General features: G+C 62.5%; 16 protein-coding genes. 5 read left to right on the forward strand and 11 right to left on the reverse strand.

Annotated elements, in window-relative coordinates:
• Nucleotides 1-38: 38 nt before the first annotated feature.
• Genes deoC through O148_RS0103600 form a run of 3 tightly spaced genes read right to left on the reverse strand, consistent with a single transcriptional unit; the run spans nucleotide 39 to nucleotide 3,359 of the window.
• Nucleotides 39-719 carry a deoxyribose-phosphate aldolase gene (gene deoC, locus O148_RS0103590; protein WP_026529817.1) on the reverse strand — a complete coding sequence of 227 codons (681 nt, stop codon included), beginning with the start codon at nucleotides 717-719 and terminating at the stop codon, nucleotides 39-41.
• Nucleotides 716-2,554 carry a phospho-sugar mutase gene (locus tag O148_RS14630; protein ID WP_051619789.1) on the reverse strand — a complete coding sequence of 613 codons (1,839 nt, stop codon included), beginning with the start codon at nucleotides 2,552-2,554 and terminating at the stop codon, nucleotides 716-718. The genes deoC and O148_RS14630 overlap by 4 nt, the downstream gene beginning before the upstream one ends.
• A gap of 19 nt (nucleotides 2,555-2,573) precedes the next feature.
• Nucleotides 2,574-3,359, reverse strand: coding sequence for a purine-nucleoside phosphorylase (locus O148_RS0103600; protein ID WP_026529818.1), 786 nt, complete (start codon nucleotides 3,357-3,359; stop codon nucleotides 2,574-2,576).
• 103 nt (nucleotides 3,360-3,462) lie between these two features.
• On the opposite strand from O148_RS0103600, the gene O148_RS0103605 reads away from it, so the two are divergent.
• Both O148_RS0103605 and O148_RS0103610 read left to right on the forward strand, forming a co-directional pair.
• Nucleotides 3,463-4,965 carry an NAD(P)H-quinone dehydrogenase gene (locus tag O148_RS0103605; RefSeq protein WP_026529819.1) on the forward strand — a complete coding sequence of 501 codons (1,503 nt, stop codon included), beginning with the start codon at nucleotides 3,463-3,465 and terminating at the stop codon, nucleotides 4,963-4,965.
• Nucleotides 4,966-5,026: 61 nt separating this feature from the next.
• Nucleotides 5,027-6,421 carry an MFS transporter gene (locus tag O148_RS0103610; protein WP_026529820.1) on the forward strand — a complete coding sequence of 465 codons (1,395 nt, stop codon included), beginning with the start codon at nucleotides 5,027-5,029 and terminating at the stop codon, nucleotides 6,419-6,421.
• Here O148_RS0103610 and O148_RS0103615 read toward each other — a convergent pair.
• The 6 genes from O148_RS0103615 to O148_RS0103640 all read right to left on the reverse strand — a co-directional run bounded on the left by O148_RS0103615 (nucleotide 6,418) and on the right by O148_RS0103640 (nucleotide 12,007).
• On the reverse strand, nucleotides 6,418-8,208 hold the full coding sequence (locus O148_RS0103615; protein WP_026529821.1) for an acetyl/propionyl/methylcrotonyl-CoA carboxylase subunit alpha: 1,791 nt from the start codon (nucleotides 8,206-8,208) through the stop codon (nucleotides 6,418-6,420). The genes O148_RS0103610 and O148_RS0103615 overlap by 4 nt on opposite strands.
• A gap of 141 nt (nucleotides 8,209-8,349) precedes the next feature.
• On the reverse strand, nucleotides 8,350-8,742 hold the full coding sequence (locus tag O148_RS0103620) for a hypothetical protein (protein WP_026529822.1): 393 nt from the start codon (nucleotides 8,740-8,742) through the stop codon (nucleotides 8,350-8,352).
• 103 nt (nucleotides 8,743-8,845) lie between these two features.
• Nucleotides 8,846-9,145: a transcriptional regulator gene (locus O148_RS0103625; RefSeq protein WP_026529823.1), complete on the reverse strand. Its 300-nt coding sequence runs from the start codon at nucleotides 9,143-9,145 to the stop codon at nucleotides 8,846-8,848.
• Entirely contained in the window at nucleotides 9,135-9,581 is a 447-nt protein-coding gene (locus O148_RS0103630) for a hypothetical protein (protein ID WP_026529824.1), read from the reverse strand. The genes O148_RS0103625 and O148_RS0103630 overlap by 11 nt, the downstream gene beginning before the upstream one ends.
• Nucleotides 9,582-9,662: 81 nt before the next feature.
• Nucleotides 9,663-10,298, reverse strand: coding sequence for a Maf family protein (locus O148_RS0103635; RefSeq protein WP_026529825.1), 636 nt, complete (start codon nucleotides 10,296-10,298; stop codon nucleotides 9,663-9,665).
• Nucleotides 10,295-12,007 (reverse strand): DUF885 domain-containing protein, encoded by a 1,713-nt coding sequence (locus tag O148_RS0103640; RefSeq protein ID WP_026529826.1) that lies wholly within the window; start codon nucleotides 12,005-12,007, stop codon nucleotides 10,295-10,297. Before O148_RS0103640 ends, O148_RS0103635 begins: the two co-directional genes overlap by 4 nt.
• 312 nt (nucleotides 12,008-12,319) lie before the next feature.
• Between O148_RS0103640 and O148_RS16945 the strand changes: the two genes are divergently transcribed.
• Nucleotides 12,320-14,068, forward strand: coding sequence for an Ig-like domain-containing protein (locus O148_RS16945; protein ID WP_084157019.1), 1,749 nt, complete (start codon nucleotides 12,320-12,322; stop codon nucleotides 14,066-14,068).
• Nucleotides 14,069-14,156: 88 nt separating this feature from the next.
• On the opposite strand, the gene O148_RS0103650 is transcribed toward O148_RS16945, so the two are convergent.
• Nucleotides 14,157-14,384, reverse strand: a complete 228-nt coding sequence (locus tag O148_RS0103650) for an acyl-CoA carboxylase subunit epsilon (RefSeq protein WP_026529827.1) — start codon at nucleotides 14,382-14,384, stop codon at nucleotides 14,157-14,159.
• Nucleotides 14,381-15,976, reverse strand: a complete 1,596-nt coding sequence (locus O148_RS0103655; RefSeq protein ID WP_026529828.1) for an acyl-CoA carboxylase subunit beta — start codon at nucleotides 15,974-15,976, stop codon at nucleotides 14,381-14,383. The genes O148_RS0103650 and O148_RS0103655 overlap by 4 nt, the downstream gene beginning before the upstream one ends.
• Nucleotides 15,977-16,156: 180 nt before the next feature.
• Here O148_RS0103655 and O148_RS0103660 point away from each other — a divergent pair, with 180 nt between their 5' ends.
• Complete coding sequence (locus O148_RS0103660; RefSeq protein ID WP_026529829.1) at nucleotides 16,157-17,008, forward strand: SDR family oxidoreductase; 852 nt, start codon at nucleotides 16,157-16,159, stop codon at nucleotides 17,006-17,008.
• A gap of 114 nt (nucleotides 17,009-17,122) precedes the next feature.
• Nucleotides 17,123-17,464 carry a pyrophosphohydrolase domain-containing protein gene (locus O148_RS0103665; RefSeq protein ID WP_240470781.1) on the forward strand — a complete coding sequence of 114 codons (342 nt, stop codon included), beginning with the start codon at nucleotides 17,123-17,125 and terminating at the stop codon, nucleotides 17,462-17,464.
• The last annotated feature ends 208 nt before the right edge of the window (nucleotides 17,465-17,672 follow it).

The raw sequence follows: 17,672 nt of genomic DNA on the forward strand, positions 1-17,672 counted from the left end.
GGGTGTTTCCGACTTCCGTATTTCGATTGGGGCCAGCGCTAGTAGCTGGACGTTCCTTGTTCACCTTTAACAATAGCGATTCCTGAGCTGGTTCCGATCCGGTTGGCCCCGGCCTGGATCATTTCGATCGCCTTTTCGCGTGAGCGCACCCCGCCGGAGGCTTTGACGCCCAAGGCGTCGCCAACCGTCTCGCGCATGAGCGTGACGTCTTCCACGGTGGCGCCGCCCCCGTTGAACCCGGTCGAGGTCTTCACGAAATCGGCATCCGATTCGGCCGCCGCCTGGCACGCCAAAATCTTTTGATCGTCGCTGAGCAGCGAGGTTTCAATGATGACCTTGAGGATTGCACCGCCCTCATGCACGGCGGACGCAACGGCGGAAATATCCTGAATCAGCTTGTCCCGATCGTTCGCGCGCGCCGCGGCGATATCGATCACCATGTCAACCTCGTTGGCGCCATCCGCGACGGCGCCTTGCGCTTCGAACACCTTGGTCTCGGTGGGGGTCGCGCCGAGCGGGAAGCCCACGACGGCGCAGGTCAGCACCCCTGAGTCCTTGAGCGCATTGTGCACCGTGGATACCCAGATGGGGTTCACACACACGGCCTTGAAGCGGTACTCTTTGGCCTCTTCGCAGACCTTGAGGATGTCTTCTTTGCTGGCCTCGGGCTTGAGCAGCGTGTGGTCAATGTAACTGGCGAGTTCGAGGTCTTCGCTCATTGGGGGTCTCCCGTCGTGGTGTCTTCGCTAGTGGGTGCGCCCAGCAGGGCGCGCAAGTCTTTGGTGATCGCATCGAGACGGCGGCGCGCGTCCTCGCGTGCGGCACTCAAATCGGCGGCATCCGGGCGCCCGGCCACTTCCAAATAGCATTTGAGCTTGGGCTCGGTGCCGCTCGGGCGGATGATGACGCGGGAGTTGGCCTCGGTCAGGTATTCCATGCCGTCGGTGGGCGGTAACCCGTCCGATCCATCTGCCAAATCAATGACCGCCGTGACTTTCTCCCCGGCCAACTCGAGCGGGGGAGAGGTGCGCGCCCGCTCCATCATGTCCTGAATGAGCGCAAGTTCTTGCACCCGAATCGAGAGCTGATCGGTGGCATACAGCCCGTCCCGCAACGCAATTTCGTCCAGAAGATCGCCCAGCGTCTTGCCCTCCGCTTTCGCTGTTGCCGCCATTTCGGCAATCAACAGCGCCGCGGAAATGCCGTCCTTATCCTTCACCAGATCCGGCGCCACGCAATACCCGAGCGCTTCTTCGTAGCCGTAGACGAGCCCGGGAACTCGCGAGATCCATTTGAACCCGGTCAGTGTTTGCCGGGTAGGCATCCCCGCGCCCTGTCCAATGGCCGCCAACTGGCGCGAGGACACAATCGAATTCGCAAACGTCGCCTCGGCGCCGCCGGACGTCTCGTCGGCGGGCCAGGCACCGGCCGCGCCCCGCCGCGCCAGCATGTGCGCACCCAGCAAGGACCCCACTTCGTCGCCGCGCAGCATCCGCCAGGTATTCTCCCCCGCGCCGCCGGCCCCCGGATCGGGTACGGCGACGGCAGCCCGATCCGCATCCGGATCATTCGCAATAATAATGTCGGCACCGACCTCCCGGGCGAGCTCCATCGCCAGGTCAAGCGCCCCGGGCTCTTCCGGGTTCGGGAACGCCACCGTCGGGAAATCGGGGTCCGGCTCTTCTTGCGCAGCCACCATGGTGATGTCCTTAAATCCCGCGCCGCCGAGCACGTCTTGCGCGATCCGACCGCCCACGCCGTGCATCGGGGTCATCACAATCTTGAGATCCCGCGCGCCGAAAGCCGAAGGCATGGCCAGGCCGCGGATTGCCGATTCATAGGTTTGTGGATAGTCGGTGGGCAGCACGTCCCACCCGGACGGCGCCAGTTCAATGTCTCCGGTGTTGCCCTCGGAGTAAATACGGTCCGCAATTTCCTGGTCAAAGGGCGGCACAATCTGCGCGCCGCGTCCCTCGGCCGGAACCGCGCGTCCGCCCAAATACACCTTGTAGCCGTTGTCCTGCGGCGGGTTGTGGCTTGCGGTCACCATGACACCCGCATCCGCGTCCAGATTTCGCACCGCAAACGCCAGCACCGGGGTCGGCAGCGCCGAGGGCATGAGCATCGCGTCGATGCCGCGCGCGGTAAAAATGGCCGCGGTCTCGGCGGCAAAAACATCGGAATTGTGCCGGGCATCGTAACCGATCACGGCTCGTGGCCGGTAAGAGCCACCCGCGCTGTCATTCAAAAAGTCGGCCAGTCCAGCTGCGGCGCGGCGCACCACCACCCGGTTCATCCGGTTCGGCCCCGGCCCCAGTTTGGCCCGTAGCCCGGCGGTCCCAAATTCCAGGCGCCCGCTAAACGCGTCGGCGATCTCCTCACGCGCCGCATCCGCCTCAACTCCGGTGCCGCGCGCCGTGGAAATCAACTCGTGCAGTTCCGTCTGCGTTTGCGGATCGGGGTCCCGCTCGGCCCACTCCTCGGCATGGCGCAATAGCGCCTCGTCCCCCTGCCGGCCCGCGCCCTCGGCGCCGTGTTCGCCCAACTGTGCCATCGCCGTCGTACCTCTTTTCCTAAAGTTTGCCCACAATGTCCGCCAGCAGTGCCGAAATCCGAGGCCCGGCTTCGCGCCCGGCCTCAATGACCTCCTCGTGGCTGAGCGGTTGGTCGGAAATCCCGGCGGCGAGGTTGGTGACCAGCGAGATGCCGAACACCTCCATGCCGGCCGCGCGGGCCGCGATGGCCTCGAGCGCGGTGGACATGCCGACCAGGTCGCCGCCGATGATTTTCGCCATCTGCACCTCGGCCGGGGTCTCATAGTGCGGGCCGGGGAATTGCACGTAAACGCCCTCGTCCAGGCTCGGATCGACCTCCTTGGCGATCGCGCGCAGCCGCGAGGAATACAGATCGGTGAGGTCCACGAAGGTCGCCCCCTCGAGCGGGGAGGTCGCGGTCAAGTTGATGTGATCCTTGATCAGCACCGGGGTGCCCGGCCCGCAGGCCGGGTTGAGCCCACCGCAACCGTTGGTCAGGATCATGATTTTGCATCCGGAGGCAGCGGCGGTCCGGACACCATGTACGACGGCGCGTACCCCCTTTCCCTCGTAAAAATGAGTTCTTGAGCCAATCACCAGGGCGTTTTTTCCCTGCGGGGTGCGAATCGATCGGATGGTGCCGACGTGGCCTTGAACGGCGGGCGCGCTGAAGCCGGGAATGTCGGCGGTGGTGATCGTGGCGGTGGTTTCACCGATCATTTCGGCCGCCCCGCCCCAGCCGGAGCCCAATACCAGGGCGAAGTCGTGTTCGGGGATGCCGGTCGCTTCGGCTATCGCGGCGGCCGCGTCCTGGGCGAGTGCCATGGGGTCGGTGTGCGGGAAATCGAGCGGGGTTTGATCTGCTGTGCTCACGAGTCCAACATACTAGCTTTGCGATCGGTGCGCGCGGTGCGCAAAAATGAAAGGTGTGAGTACACAGAGCGAATTGCGGCGACCACGTTTGGCGATCCTGGGCGGCGGCCCCGGCGGATACGAGGCAGCGAGCGTCGCAGCCGCTCTGGGCGCGGAAGTCACGCTCGTGGAGCGCGCCGGGATGGGCGGCTCTGCGGTGCTCACGGATGTGGTTCCGTCCAAGACGCTCATTGCCACCGCCGACATCATGAACCGGCTCGGCGACGCGAACCGCATGGGCGTGCATTTCCAACACGACGCGCCATCCGACGCGCCCCAAGAAGACTTGGCCCAAGAGGTCGCCAACGCGGATATGGCCGAAGTCAACGGCCGTCTCTTGGAGCTTGCCAAGGAACAGTCCCGCGACATTAAATCCGCGCTGGAGAGGGCCGGAGTGCGCATTGTCCACGGCGAGGGAGTGCTGGTGGACCCGCATCACATTCGCGTGAGTGAGCCGGAGAAATCCGGTGCCGAGGCCACCGACCCGATCACCGAGCAGGCCGATGTCGCCGCCACCGGCGAGGAATCGGGGGAGGTCATCGAGGCGGATGTCATTCTCCTGGCCGTGGGGGCGCGCCCGCGCGAACTTCCCTCCGCGATGCCGGACGGCGAACGCATCTTCAACTGGACCCAGATCTATCAAATGACCGAGGTCCCCGAACATCTCATTGTGGTCGGTTCCGGTGTCACCGGTGCCGAGTTTGCCTCCGCCTACAACGGTCTGGGCGCCAAGGTCACCCTGATTTCCAGCCGTGACCGGGTGCTTCCGGGTGAGGACGCGGACGCCGCGAAGGTTTTGGAAGACGTGTTTGAAAAGCGCGGCATGAGCGTGCTCGCGCAGTCCCGCGCAGAGTCCGTGGAACGCACCGAAGACGGGGTGCGCGTCACGCTCTCCGACGGGCGGACGGTGGATGGCAGCCATTGCCTTGTGGCGGTCGGCTCGATCCCGAACACCGCCGGTATCGGTTTGGAAGAGGCGGGGGTCAAGCTCACCGATTCTGGGCACATCCGGGTGGACGGGGTCTCCCGCACCTCGGTGCCCAACATTTACGCGGCCGGAGACTGCACCGGTGTGCTCGCGCTCGCCTCGGTTGCCGCGATGCAGGGTCGCATCGCGATTGCGCACCTGATGGGGGACTCGGTCAAACCGCTCAAGCTGTTCCAGGTGGCCTCCAACATTTTCACCTCCCCGGAAATCGCGACGGTGGGCGTCACCGAAGCGGACATTGCCTCCGGGCGCTACCAGGGCGACGTGCTCAAGCTCGCACTGAAAACCAACCCGCGCGCCAAGATGATGAACGTGGAGGACGGGTTTGTGAAAATCATTTCGCGCCGCGGCTCCGGCACCGTGATCGGCGGGGTCGTGGTGGGCCCGCGCGCCTCCGAGCTGATCTTCCCGATCGCCATTGCGGTCACCCAGAAGCTGCACGTGGATGACCTTGCCAACACCTTCACGGTTTATCCCTCTCTCACCGGATCCATTTCCGAGGCGGCGCGGCGTCTGCACGTCTACCTCTAAAAGCGTCCACATAGTGGACAAATGAGTCCGGTGGGCGGACACCCTCATTTACGATGTAGCAATGTCAGCACACTCCACCACCGCAGAGCCGGTTAAGAAGAACAAGCCGGGCCGCGTCATTTTTGCCAGCCTCATCGGCACCACCATCGAGTTTTACGACTTCTACGTCTACGCCACCGCCGCCGTCCTGGTGTTCCCGGCGTTGTTTTTCCCGAAAGCAGACCCGGTTACCCAGCTTTTGAGCTCCTTCGCCGTCTTCGGCGTCGCGTTCATTGCCCGCCCGATTGGCTCCATCCTCTTTGGCCACTTTGGCGACAAGATCGGGCGCAAAGGGACGCTGATCGCCTCGCTGCTCACCATGGGTCTGGCCACCTTCTTCATCGGCCTGCTCCCCACCGCCACCGTCCCCGGTTGGGAAATCGCGGCCCCGGCACTGTTAACGCTCATGCGATTCGCGCAAGGTATCGCACTCGGCGGCGAATGGAGCGGCGCGGCGCTGCTGGCCACCGAGAACGCCCCGGCCGGGCGCCGCGCGGTCTACGGAACCTTCCCGCAACTGGGCGCACCGCTCGGCTTCATCCTGGCCAACCTGCTCTTCGTCTGGCTGAACGCCGCGCTCTCCCCGGCCGATTTTGCCGCCTGGGGTTGGCGCATTCCCTTCCTGGCCTCAGCCATCATGGTGGCAATCGGGCTTTACGTTCGACTGCAGCTCATTGAGAGCCCGGCGTTCCAGAAGGTCGTGGACAATAACAAGGTCTCCTCGCTGCCGCTCGGCACCGTGTTCAAGACCTCTTGGCGTCCGCTGATCTTGGGCACATTCATCATGCTCGCGACCTACGTCCTCTTCTACATCATGACCGCGTTCACCCTCACCTACGGCACCGCGCCAGCCAGTGCGGAAAAGGCGCAAGCGGCGGCCGAAGCGGCCGGAAAGACGTTCAACGCGGCCGCGTTCACCCCGGGGCTCGGCTATCCGCGCGGCGAGTTCCTGACCATGCTCATTATCGGCGTGGTGTTCTTCGGCATCTTCACCCTGGTCGCCGGCCCGCTCGCCGAGAAGTACGGACGCCGCAAAACCCTGATTTTCGTCACCGCGGGAATCATTCTCTTCGGCCTGAGCTTCGCACCGCTCTTTGGCGCGGGCACGGTCGGCACCATGGCGGCCCTCATCCTGGGGTTCACCTTGATGGGCCTCACCTTCGGACCGATGGGCGCGCTCTTGCCGGAACTGTTCCCGACCAATGTGCGCTACACCGGCTCAGCGGTCAGCTACAACCTCGCGAGCGTCATTGGCGCGGCACCGGCACCCTACGTCGCGGTGGCGCTCTGGCAACTCGCCGACGGCAGCACCTGGCTGGTCGGCGTCTACCTCAGCCTCGCCGCGCTCATTACCCTCGTCTCGCTGTTGATCCTCAAAGAAACCAAGGACACCGACTACGAGGGCAACATGTCCTAATCCGCGATCGTGGCAATCACCGCGCCGGCCGACACGGTCTCACCGGGCGCAATTGTGAGCCCGGTCAGTGTCCCGGCGCGGTGTGCTGTGATGGGCTGTTCCATTTTCATGGCTTCAAGTACGACGACGAGATCACCTTCGGCGACCGCCTCACCGTCCTTTGCGGCTACTTTGACGATGGTGCCTTGCATGGGTGAGGTGAGATCGTTGCTATTTGCGGTGGCGGTGGCGCCCGAGGTGCGCCGCGCACCTTTTCGCCGCGATGCGGCGCCCGGCTTGGCACCTGCGGTGCGGGAGGCCGCCAAGGCGCTTGGCAGTGTCACTTCTAGCCGTTTGCCACCCACCTCCACCGTCACGGATTGGCGAGCATCGCCGTCGTTCTCGCTGGTGGCGTGCGGTCCTGCGTAGGGTTCGATGTCATTGTCGAACTCGGTTTCGATCCACCGGGTGTGCACGCTAAAGGGCTGATCCGCGGTCTCGGGGCTGAGCTCGGGAGCGTAGGCGGGGTCCTTGACGATCTTGCGGTCAAAGGGGACGACCGTGGGGACGCCCTCGATTTCTAGTTCATCGAACGCGCGGGCCGAGCGCTCCAAGGCCTGCTTGCGAGTCGCGCCGGTGACGATGAGTTTGGCGAGCATCGAATCGAAGTTGCCGCCGATTTCCTGACCGGGTTCCACACCGGAGTCAATGCGCACGCCGGGTCCGGACGGCGTTTTGAAGGTGGTGAGTTCCCCCGGGGCGGGCATGAATCCGCGGCCGGCGTCCTCGCCATTAATGCGGAACTCGATGGAGTGGCCGCGGACTTCGGGGTCGTCATAGCCGAGCGCCTCGCCCTCGGCGAGACGGAATTGTTCGCGGACCAGGTCGATCCCGGTGACCTCTTCAGAGACGGGGTGTTCAACCTGTAAGCGGGTGTTGACCTCCAGGAAGGAAATGGTGCCGTCTTGACCGACCAGGAATTCGCAGGTTCCTGCGCCCTGGTATCCGGCCTCTTTCAGGATCGCCTTGGAGGATTCGTAAAGGCGCGTGATCTGTTCCTTGCTCAGGAAGGGTGCAGGTGCTTCCTCCACCAGCTTTTGGTTGCGGCGCTGCAGCGAGCAGTCGCGCGTGGACACGACGACGACGTTACCCTCGGCGTCGGCGAGGCACTGGGTTTCGACGTGGCGCGGGGAGTCCAGGAAGCGTTCGATGAAGCATTCGCCGCGGCCAAACGCGGCCGTTGCTTCGCGAACCGCGGACTCGTACAGTTCGGTGATGTCTTCGCGGTCCCGAACCACCTTGATGCCGCGGCCCCCGCCTCCGTAGGCGGCCTTAATGGCAATGGGCAGACCGTATTCATCGGCAAAGGCGAGCACCTCTTCGGCGGAGTTGACCGGGTCCTTGGTGCCGGGCACGAGCGGCGCGCCGACCTTTTCGGCAATATGGCGGGCCTTGACCTTGTCGCCGAGCTTGTCGATTGCCTCGGGGGAGGGGCCGATCCAGGTAAGCCCGGCGTCGATGACCTTTTGGGCGAATTCGGCGTTTTCGGAAAGGAAACCGTAGCCCGGGTGAATCGCGTCGGCGCCGGACTTTGCCGCGGCGTCCAGAATCTTGTCGATGACAAGGTAAGACTCGGCGGCGGTGTTTCCACCGAGCGCGTACGCCTCATCGGCCAATTTCACGTGGAGTGCGTCTCGGTCCGGATCTGCATAGACCGCGACGGAGGAAATGCCTTGGTCTTTTGCGGCGCGAATGACGCGGACCGCAATTTCGCCGCGATTAGCGATGAGGACTTTAGAAATGGCCAACGGGACTCCTTTGCTTCGACAAAGAGCCTAGCTGTTTTTGTGGCAATCACGCAGTTTGAAGCACGTGTTAAGCCGTGACGCCCGCATTCTTTGTAGGTTTTCTACAAGGAATGCGGGCGGTGTGCCGGTGCTGGATCGCTCCTAGGCCGCTTCGCGGCGCGCCATGAACTTTTCGGCCCACGCGCCGTAGAGCATGATCGCGAGGACTGCGGCGGCGAGAACAAGGCCAAGGGTAAGGCTGGGGCCGCCGAAAGCGTTGCGGCCGAGCACGGGGCCGAGCGCCGCTACCAGGATTGCCGGGGTGAGGAATGCGCCGAGGCGGCCGTTGCTTTTTGCACTCAGGCGGACTCCCTTGGAGCGGTGGTAGCTCGTGACGGCGATGACCGCGATCGCATAACCGCCAACGAGGGTGCCGATGGCAATGAAGTAGTTGGCATCGATCGAGATGGAGCTTGCGATGAGGGCGACCATGCCGAAGGCGATGGCGCTGATCGTGTAGAGCGCGGTGGTGAGATTCTGGGTGTGAGTGTTCATTGTCCTGCTCCTTTGAAAGTGTTTGTTGCGGTGTAAGTACTTTCCATTATGGAAACTGCTTTTGGTCGAGTCAAGACCTTGGGCGAAACTTTTTTTGGAGCGGTTAACCCGCGATGGAGCGCAGGGCGGCGAGGTGGGACTTCCAGGTCTCGGCGCCCTGGCGAGACAGCGTTGCCGTAGTCAGGGGGCGTTTGCCGACGAATGACTTGGTGATCTCCACGATTCCGGCTTGCTCCAGCAGGGACAGCTGTTTACTCAAGACCGAGTCGCTAACGTCCAGCGTCTCCTTGAGATTCTTGAAGGAGAGCGGATCCTTGCTGCTGGCCAGGGCTGCGACAAGCGAAAAGCGCACCGGGTGCATGAGCGAATCGTTGAGCTGGTGCCGCGGATGGCTATCGGACACGGCGCAGCTCCGCCAGGATGAAAATGACCGTCACGGCGAGGACGAGTGCAGCTATGGCAAGGCCCACCCATGACGCGCCCTCCAGGGTGAGGCGCAAGATGGTGCCGATACCGGCGGCCAACACCACCACGATGGCCGTATAGATGGAGAGCCAGGTGTTTTGCCGTCGGCTGCGCGGGATTTCGGCGCGTTTGGCGAACTGGGATAAGAGCACAATGGCGACGACATACCAAGCCATGGTGATGAGAAAGGCCGCCAGCCACAAGAACACATCGGTGATCAAGAAGAGGTAGATGGATACTGCCGAGAGGGTCGTGCCAATCAGGCAGTAATAGATGCCGACCATGGTGGCACCGAGCGACTCGACCTTAGCGGTGCTCTGATCTGCTGCTGCCAGAAGCGCGCGTGCGTCCTCGGCGCTCGGAGTGTTTGCCATGCCTGGCCCATCTACTTGAAGGAACGGCTACTAATTTCCATTATGGAAACCGGCGGCCTCGGGGTCAAGAGCCGTGGTGGGCTAGGCGGTCGGGTTCCAGAAATCGGTGATGGAAAAACTCATTTCGGCCAGGAGGGATCGCAGCGTTGAGACACTCAATCCGACCACGGTGTGCGGGTCGCCTTCGACGCCGTTAATAAATGCTGCGCCGCGCCCATCGATCGTGAATGACCCCGCCACCCAGAGCGGCTCCCCGGTGGCCACGTACGCGTCAATCTCGGCATCGCTCAAGGTGCCAAACTGTACCGACGCGCTGGCGAGCCGGCCCGCGGTAGTCGGGGACTCGCCGTCGTACGTATTAATAAGCCAATGCCCGGTATGCAAAATCCCGGTACGCCCGCTCATGGCGCGCAGGCGCTCGCGGGCGAGCTCGGCGGTGAGCGGTTTGCCGTACGCTACGCCGTCCAGTTCGAATACCGAGTCGCAACCGAGCACGAGCGCATTCTCGGTGTGTTCGGCGACGTTTTCGGCCTTGGCGCGGGCAAGGAGGAGCGCGGTTTCGGCCGGGTCCTTGACGCCGCTATTGGCAACCAGTTGCTCTTCATCGACCTCGGAAACCTCGACCGCGTGCGCGATCCCCGCCTGTGCAAGCGTGGCCGTTCTGGCGGGAGAGGCGGAGGCAAGGATCAGGCGGGGCGCGGCGGACGCTTGGTTCATGACTCGGGGGTGGGTTCGGGGACCAGGGCGCGCTTGAGGGTGTCCAGCCCGACCGATCCGAGTTTGAGCGCGCGGGTGTGGAAGGCTTTGAGGTCAAAATTCTCGCCCTCGCGCTCCTTGACCTGGTCGCGGATTTGCTCCCACAGCCGTTGCCCGACCTTGTAGCTGGGCGCTTGGCCGGGCCAACCGAGGTAGCGGTTGAACTCGAAGTCGAGTTGGCCCTTGCTCACGGCAAAGTTTTGGCGCAAGAACTCGTAGCCCTTGTCCGGATCCCAGGTGCCCGAGCCCCAGCGCTCCGGGACTTCGAGCTCCAGGTGCACGCCGATGTCAAAAACGACGCGGGCCGCGCGCATGCGTTGCGCGGAGAGCATACCCATTTTGTCTCCCGGGTCATTGAGGTAGCCGAGCTCGTCCATGAGGCGTTCGGCGTAAAGCGCCCAACCTTCGCCGTGTCCGGAGACCCAGCAGAAGTTGCGGCGCCAATTGTTCAGCTCATCCTTGTTGTAGATAGCGGTGGCGCACTGGAGGTGGTGGCCAGGAACGCCTTCATGGTAGACGGTGGTGGTTTCTTGCCAGCCCAAGAACTCGTCTTCGCCCTCCGGGATGGACCACCACATGCGCCCGGCGCGGGCGAAGTCATCCGAGGGCGGAGTGTAGTAAATGCCGCCCTCATGGGTGGGGGCGATCATGCACTCCAGCTTGTTCATCGGGCCGATAATGTCGAAGTGGGTTTCGCCGAGTTCCTTGAGGGCGCGGTCGGAGAGTTGTTGCATCCACTCTTGCAGTTCCTTGGCGCCGCGAAGCTTGCGGGCAGGGTCATTGTTGAGGATTTCGATTGCCTCATCGACGCTGGCGCCGGGTTTGATCTGATTGGCGACCTTTTCTTGTTCGGCAATGATCCGGTCCAGTTCGGCGACACCCCAAGCGTAGGTGTCATCAAGGTCGACCTTTGCGCCCAGGAAGTCTCGAGATGCTAAGGCGTAGCGCTCGCGGCCGACCGCGTCTTTTTCAGGAGCGTCCGGAAGCAGAACCTCGGTCAAAAAAACGGCGAGGTTGTTGTAAGCGGAGCGGGCATCCTCGGCGGCTGCGGAGAGTTCCGTGCGCAGCTCGTCACTGAGTTCGCCCTCGGTGGCGCTGGCATTGGCGGCAAGCTCGGCAAAGAACCCGTCTTCGGCGCCGATGCGTTCGGCCTGTTCAATCACATTGCGCACCTGGCGGGCGGCAGCGATGAGCCCGCGATTTTTCGCTTCGGTGAGAGACGCAATATACCCGGTGATCGCATCGGGGACGTTCCGCATGCGCCCGGCAATGTGCTGCCAGTGCGTCGGCGTATCGGTGGGCATGAGGTCAAAAACCTCGCGGATGCCCTGTGCGGCGGAGGCAATGTTGTTCAGTTGGGCCAGTGCCTGCCCGGATTGAATGAATTCCAGTTCCAGGCCGAGACGCTCTTGGAGCGCATCCTTGGTGACGGCGTCCGTTTCATCCCGGACCGCCACATCTTCCAAGCGCTTGAGCGTCTCTTGGTTCAAGGCGGCGAGTGCATCGATGCCGACGGGTGAATAATCGCCATATTCGGTTTCGCGTCCGGGGAGGCCGAGGTGCACGTCCATTTCTGGAAGGAGCAGCCGATAGTTCTCGGCATGGGACTCGGCAATCGCGTCGATGGGAGTGGGGATCCGGGTACTGTTTTCTGCTGTTGTCTGGGTCACATGACGAGCCTAGTCGGTGGCCCGGACATTTTGAATTTTGGCGCCGACCCACGCGGCTTGCGGACACTAGGCGCTCATCGCTGTCAAGGTGCATCCGGCGAGTTTTATCCACATATTTAAAAGTTTCTAGTGAAAAACAAGAGCAACATTGGTAACATCGACTCTGGAAGCTACAGGTGCGGGGGGACACTGTGCCAGTTCTTCTGGTTGCGTGTACTTGTGCATTCCGTCCACAACGTCGCTCTTTGGCGTTCCTTCGTTTGAGGGTTTTGTGCATGTGTACGCACACAACCAACAACGAAGGATTTTTTTATGACTAGTTCACACGAGAGCAAACCTCGTATGCGGCGTGCGCGCCTCGTCGGTGTGTGGGTGGCGTTGTTAGCGCTCACGGCCTCGATCATCGCCCCGTTTGCCGCAGCTCAAGCGGCCAACGTTCCTGGTGCGATTACCAATATCAACATCGAGACGAACCGCAGCAGCGATGAGGTCTACCAGTACGAGCAGGTGAATGTTACCGCCGATTGGGCCGTTCCTAACGACGCCCAGCCAGGAGACACCTTCACCATGAACCTGCCGCCGCAATTGGCGGGATTGAACAACTCATTCGAACTCACGAATGAGGCGGGCATTGTCTTCGGCAGTTGCGAGGTCAGCGAAACTCAGGTTGTCTGCACCCTCAGCGATGCGGTTGACCAGTATGACGACATTTCCGGCCAACTCTGGTTCGCTGGGCGCATTACCAGCCAGACAATCCCCGGCGAAGTGAACGAGTTTGTCTTTGAAACCGATGGTCAAACTCAGACCATTGAATTGCCGGTTGAGCCGGGCGTCCCGTTCCCGGGGTTCCCCGATTTCCGCAAGTATGGTGAGCGCATTGGCGATCAGATTCGCTGGCGCATCGAGTTCCCGTTCACCGATGCCAATGGCCTGACGCGTGACCTGCAAAACGTGGTCGTGACCGATTACCTGGGTCCTGACCAGGAGTTCGCAGGCCTGGACGGAATTCAGTTGTACGTGGCCGATGATCTGCAAGAAGGCGGCACGTGGCCGGACTTCAAGCCCGCCGAGCAAATGGGCGTGGCCTATTCCAAGGAAATCGCTGCGGACGGACGGAGCGCGACCGTTCGCATTCCGGAGCTCCAGCAGGGTCGTTACTACGTGATCGAGATTTTCTCGAACCCGGTCCCTGGCACGGTGCCTCCGTATGAGAACCGTGCGACGATCACCGGCGATGACTACGAGGGTGACGACACCGGCGTGGTCGAGTATGACTACAGCGCCGGAGGTAATGGCGACGGTACCGTAAAGCCGACGCCGACGCCGACGCCGACCGAAACCGCGACGCCGAGCGAAACTCCAAGCGAGACGCCGTCGGAAACTCCGTCGGAAACGCCGACTCCGACTGAAACGCCGACTCCGACAGAGACTCCGTCGGAAACGCCAACTCCGACGGAAACCCCGACTCCAAGTGAGACTCCGTCGGAAACGCCAAGCGAGACGCCGTCGGAGACGCCAAGCGAGACGCCGTCGGAGACGCCAAGCGAGACGCCGTCGGAGACGCCTTCGGAGACCCCATCTGAGACTCCGTCGGAAACTCCGAGCGAGACCCCGTCGGAAACCCCGTCCGAGACTCCGAGCGAAACTCCTTCGGAAACCCCGTCTGAGACGCCAAGCGAGACCCCGTCGGAAACTCCGTCCGAGACTCCTTCAGTGACTCCGACTCCGACCCCGACGTCGACGATGCCGTGCATCCCGACTCCGAGCCCGAGCGAGACGCCGTCAGAAACTCCGTCAGAAACCCCGTCTGCGACTCCGACCGACACGGTTCCGCCGTGCCAGCCTTCGGAGACGCCCTCGGAGACGCCTTCGGCAACCTCCTCGCACACCCCGAGCCCGAGCGACACCGCCACTCCGGCGCCGTCCACCACTAAACCCGGTGGCGAACTCCCGGATACCGGCGCCTCGGCCGCGACTCCGTTGATGATTGCCGGCGGCTTGATCGCCCTGATCATCGGTGGCGCGTTGGTGCGCGCACAACAAGTGAGCCGTAAGCACTAGGCGACTCATATCCACAGAGCAGAAAGGCTCGGTCCCTCCTCGGGATCGAGCCTTTCTGGTGTCTGATCGTATCTCGACGCGTTCGCGACTATTTCCAGGCGCTGCGCCTCCACGCGCCCACCCCGGCGCGCGGTCGAAGGTTCAGGGCATCACGCCGCATCCAATAGCGGCTCCCGGGTTCCGCTCCCGGCTCGCCGTCATCGGCGCTTGCCAAAGCAAGTACGACGGCGGTCAGCGCGGCCAGTTCCGCATCGTCCGGTTGGCCCTTGGTCACCGTGAACAACGGCGCCTCGACATCGGTGCTATCGACACTCACAGCGGGATGTTTCCGTGTTTCTTGGCCGGCAGGGCGGCACGCTTGTCGCGCAGTGCCCGCAGTCCCTGCGTGATCTGAGCCCGCGTCTCTGAGGGCGCGATCACGGCGTCAATGTAACCGAGTTCTGCTGCCTGATAGGGGTTGAGGAGTTCGTTCTCGTACTGAGTAATGAGTTCCTGCCGGCGCGCCTCGACGTCGCCGCCCTCTTCGGCTACAGCCTGTAAGTCTCGTCGGTATAAAATGTTGACCGCACCCTGGGCTCCCATGACCCCGATCTGAGCGGTGGGCCAGGCGAAATTGAGGTCGGCGCCGAGTTTCTTGGAGCCCATCACAATGTACGCTCCACCGTACGCCTTGCGGGTAATGACGGTGATCTTGGGGACCGTCGCTTCGGCGTAGGCGTACAGAAGCTTCGCCCCGCGACGGATGATCCCGTTGAATTCCTGGTCCTTACCGGGCAAGAACCCCGGCACATCTACCAGGGTGATGATGGGTACGTTGAACGCGTCGCAGTGCCGCACAAAGCGGGCCGCCTTTTCGGAGGCGGCAATATCCAAAGTCCCGGCAAACTGCATGGGCTGATTCGCCACAATGCCGACCGTATGCCCGTCGACTCGTCCGTATCCGATCACCACGTTGGGCGCGTACAGCGACTGCATTTCCAGGAAATGACCGTCATCCACCACTGCTTCGATGACCGCGTGCATGTCGTACGGCTGATTAGCCGAATCTGGTACCAAGGTATCCAAGGCGAGGTCTTCGTCGGAAAGTGTGGGATCGCCGTCGTACTCCCCAAGGGGGGCCTCGGAAAGGTTGTTGGAGGGCAAAAAGTCCAGGAGCTCGCGCACAAAATCAATCGCGTCTTGCTCATCGGAGGCGAGGTAGGTCGAGGTGCCGGTGGTCGCGTTGTGCTGGCGGGCGCCGCCGAGGGTCTCCATGTCCACGTCCTCGCCGGTGACGGTCTTGATCACGTCCGGGCCGGTGATGAACATGTGGCTGGTTTTGTCCACCATGACCACGTAGTCGGTGAGCGCGGGGGAGTAGGCGGCGCCGCCGGCACAGGGGCCCATGATGAGCGAGATTTGCGGCACGACGCCGGAGGCGTGCACGTTATTGCGGAAGATGTCCGCGAACATTGCGAGGGATGCGACGCCCTCTTGGATGCGTGCGCCGCCACCGTCGTTGATGCCGATGACCGGGCAGCCGTTGCGCAGTGCGAATTCTTGGACCTTGACGATTTTTTCGCCGTTGACCTGGGAGAGCGAGCCGCCGTACACGGTGAAATCCTGCGAGTAGATCGCGACCAGGCGGCCGTCCACGGTGGCGTATCCGGACACAACGCCGTCACCGAGCGGCTTCTTCTTGTCCATGCCGAACGCGGTGGAGCGGTGCTTGGCAAGAGCATCGAACTCGACGAAGGAGCCCTCGTCGACGAGCATGTCGATGCGTTCGCGGGCGGTGTGCTTACCGCGCTCGTGTTGCTTGTCAATCGGCGCCTGTCCCGAGGGTTTCTCCGCCTCGGCCATGCGTCGCCGGAAATCCTCCAGCTTGCCTTGAGTGGTGCTCAAGTCGATGGTGTCATCGCTGGACATTCCGCCTCCGGATCTCGGCATTTAAGTAGGAAGTACACAATGAGAGTGTGCGTCGGGTCTAGTCTAGTGTGCGGCTGCGGGGCCGTGGTTGTAGGAAAGCTACAAGTTTGCGTGATGACACCTGCATCCGCATGTTACTGGCGAGTAACAAAGTGTCCTGCATTGTCCTAAGCTGGGACCATGAGCAATGACGCCACCACAAATAGTCATGAATCGAGCCTTGAGGGCCACACCATTTTGATGTCGGGAGGCAGCCGCGGAATTGGGCTGGCCATTGCGCTACGCGCGGCCCGCGACGGCGCCAATATTGCGATCCTCGCGAAAACTGCCGAGCCGCATCCCACTCTCGAAGGCACCGTGCACACCGCCGCCGCGCAGATCGAAGAGGCCGGCGGCCGGGCGCTCGCCATAGCCGGGGACGTGCGTAACGATGCGGACATTCAGCGAGCCGTCGCTCTCACCGCCGAGACTTTTGGCGGCATCGACAAGGTCATCAACAACGCCTCGGCGATCAATCTCGTTAACACCGAGTCGATCGACATGAAGCGCTACGACCTCATGCAGGACATTAATGCGCGCGGAACTTTCGCCTTGTCCAAGTTTGCCCTGGAGCACCTCAAGGGTGGGCGCAACCCGCATATCCTCACGCTCTCGCCGCCGCTGAACCTGGACCCGAAGTGGTTCAAGGACAACCTTGCATACACGATGGCCAAGTATGGAATGTCCATGGTCACCCTCGGTCTCGCGGCGGAACTGGCCGAGGCGGGGATTGCGGTCAATTCGCTCTGGCCGCGCACCCTCATCGACACCGCGGCGGTGCGCAATATGCCCGGCGGCGCCGAACTGGTCAAGCGCGCCCGCACCCCGGAGATCATGGCGGATGCGGCGTATGCGATCCTCACCTCCCCGAGTTCGCTCACCGGAAATTTCCTGATTGACGACGACGTGCTCACCTCCCGCGGGGTGACCGATCTAGAGAAGTACTCTCCCGGAGTGGCCCAAGCCGACCTGCTCCCGGACTTCTACTTGTAGGCGCACTGCTCTTCAACTTATGCTCACTGGGGACCGCCGTCGCTGAGCATAAGGACTTATGCTCACGAGGTCGCCCGCGAAACGGGCATAAGTTCGGCCCCGCCAAGGATGAGGGTGAGATTTGTGGATATTCTGCGCATTAGCGAGCAAGTTGCCCGCCGTAGCGAGACATACGCAGATGTGTACGGTTTTGAACGCACACCGGAGTGGTTCATGCTCAAGCTCCAAGAGGAAGTTGGTGAACTTACTCAAGCGTTCATGGCGATGGAGGGGACGGGCCGCGCGCGGAACCAAACTCCCGCGGAACTTAAGCAGAAGTTTCGGGACGAAATTGCAGATGTACTCTGCCATACCTTGTTGCTTGCCGACCACTATGGCGTGGATCCAGTCGCAGCGATTGATGCGAAGTGGTTCAAATATGACGACGGACTGTCCCTGCGCCAGAGCGATGCGTGAGAAGTACTCTCCCGGGCTGGCCCAGGCCGACTTGCTCCCGGACTTCTACCTGTAGGCGTACCGCACTTCAACTTATGCTCACTGGGCGCCGCCCTTGGTGAGCATAAGGACTTATGCTCACCGGGCCGCCTGCGAAACGGGCATAAGTTCGCTAGCGGTGCGGCGGCGGGGGAGCGCTGAACCCGTTTCGCGGTCACAGAAGTTCGGG

The organism is Haematomicrobium sanguinis DSM 21259, assembly GCF_000688395.1.
Lineage (GTDB): Bacteria > Actinomycetota > Actinomycetes > Actinomycetales > Micrococcaceae > Haematomicrobium > Haematomicrobium sanguinis.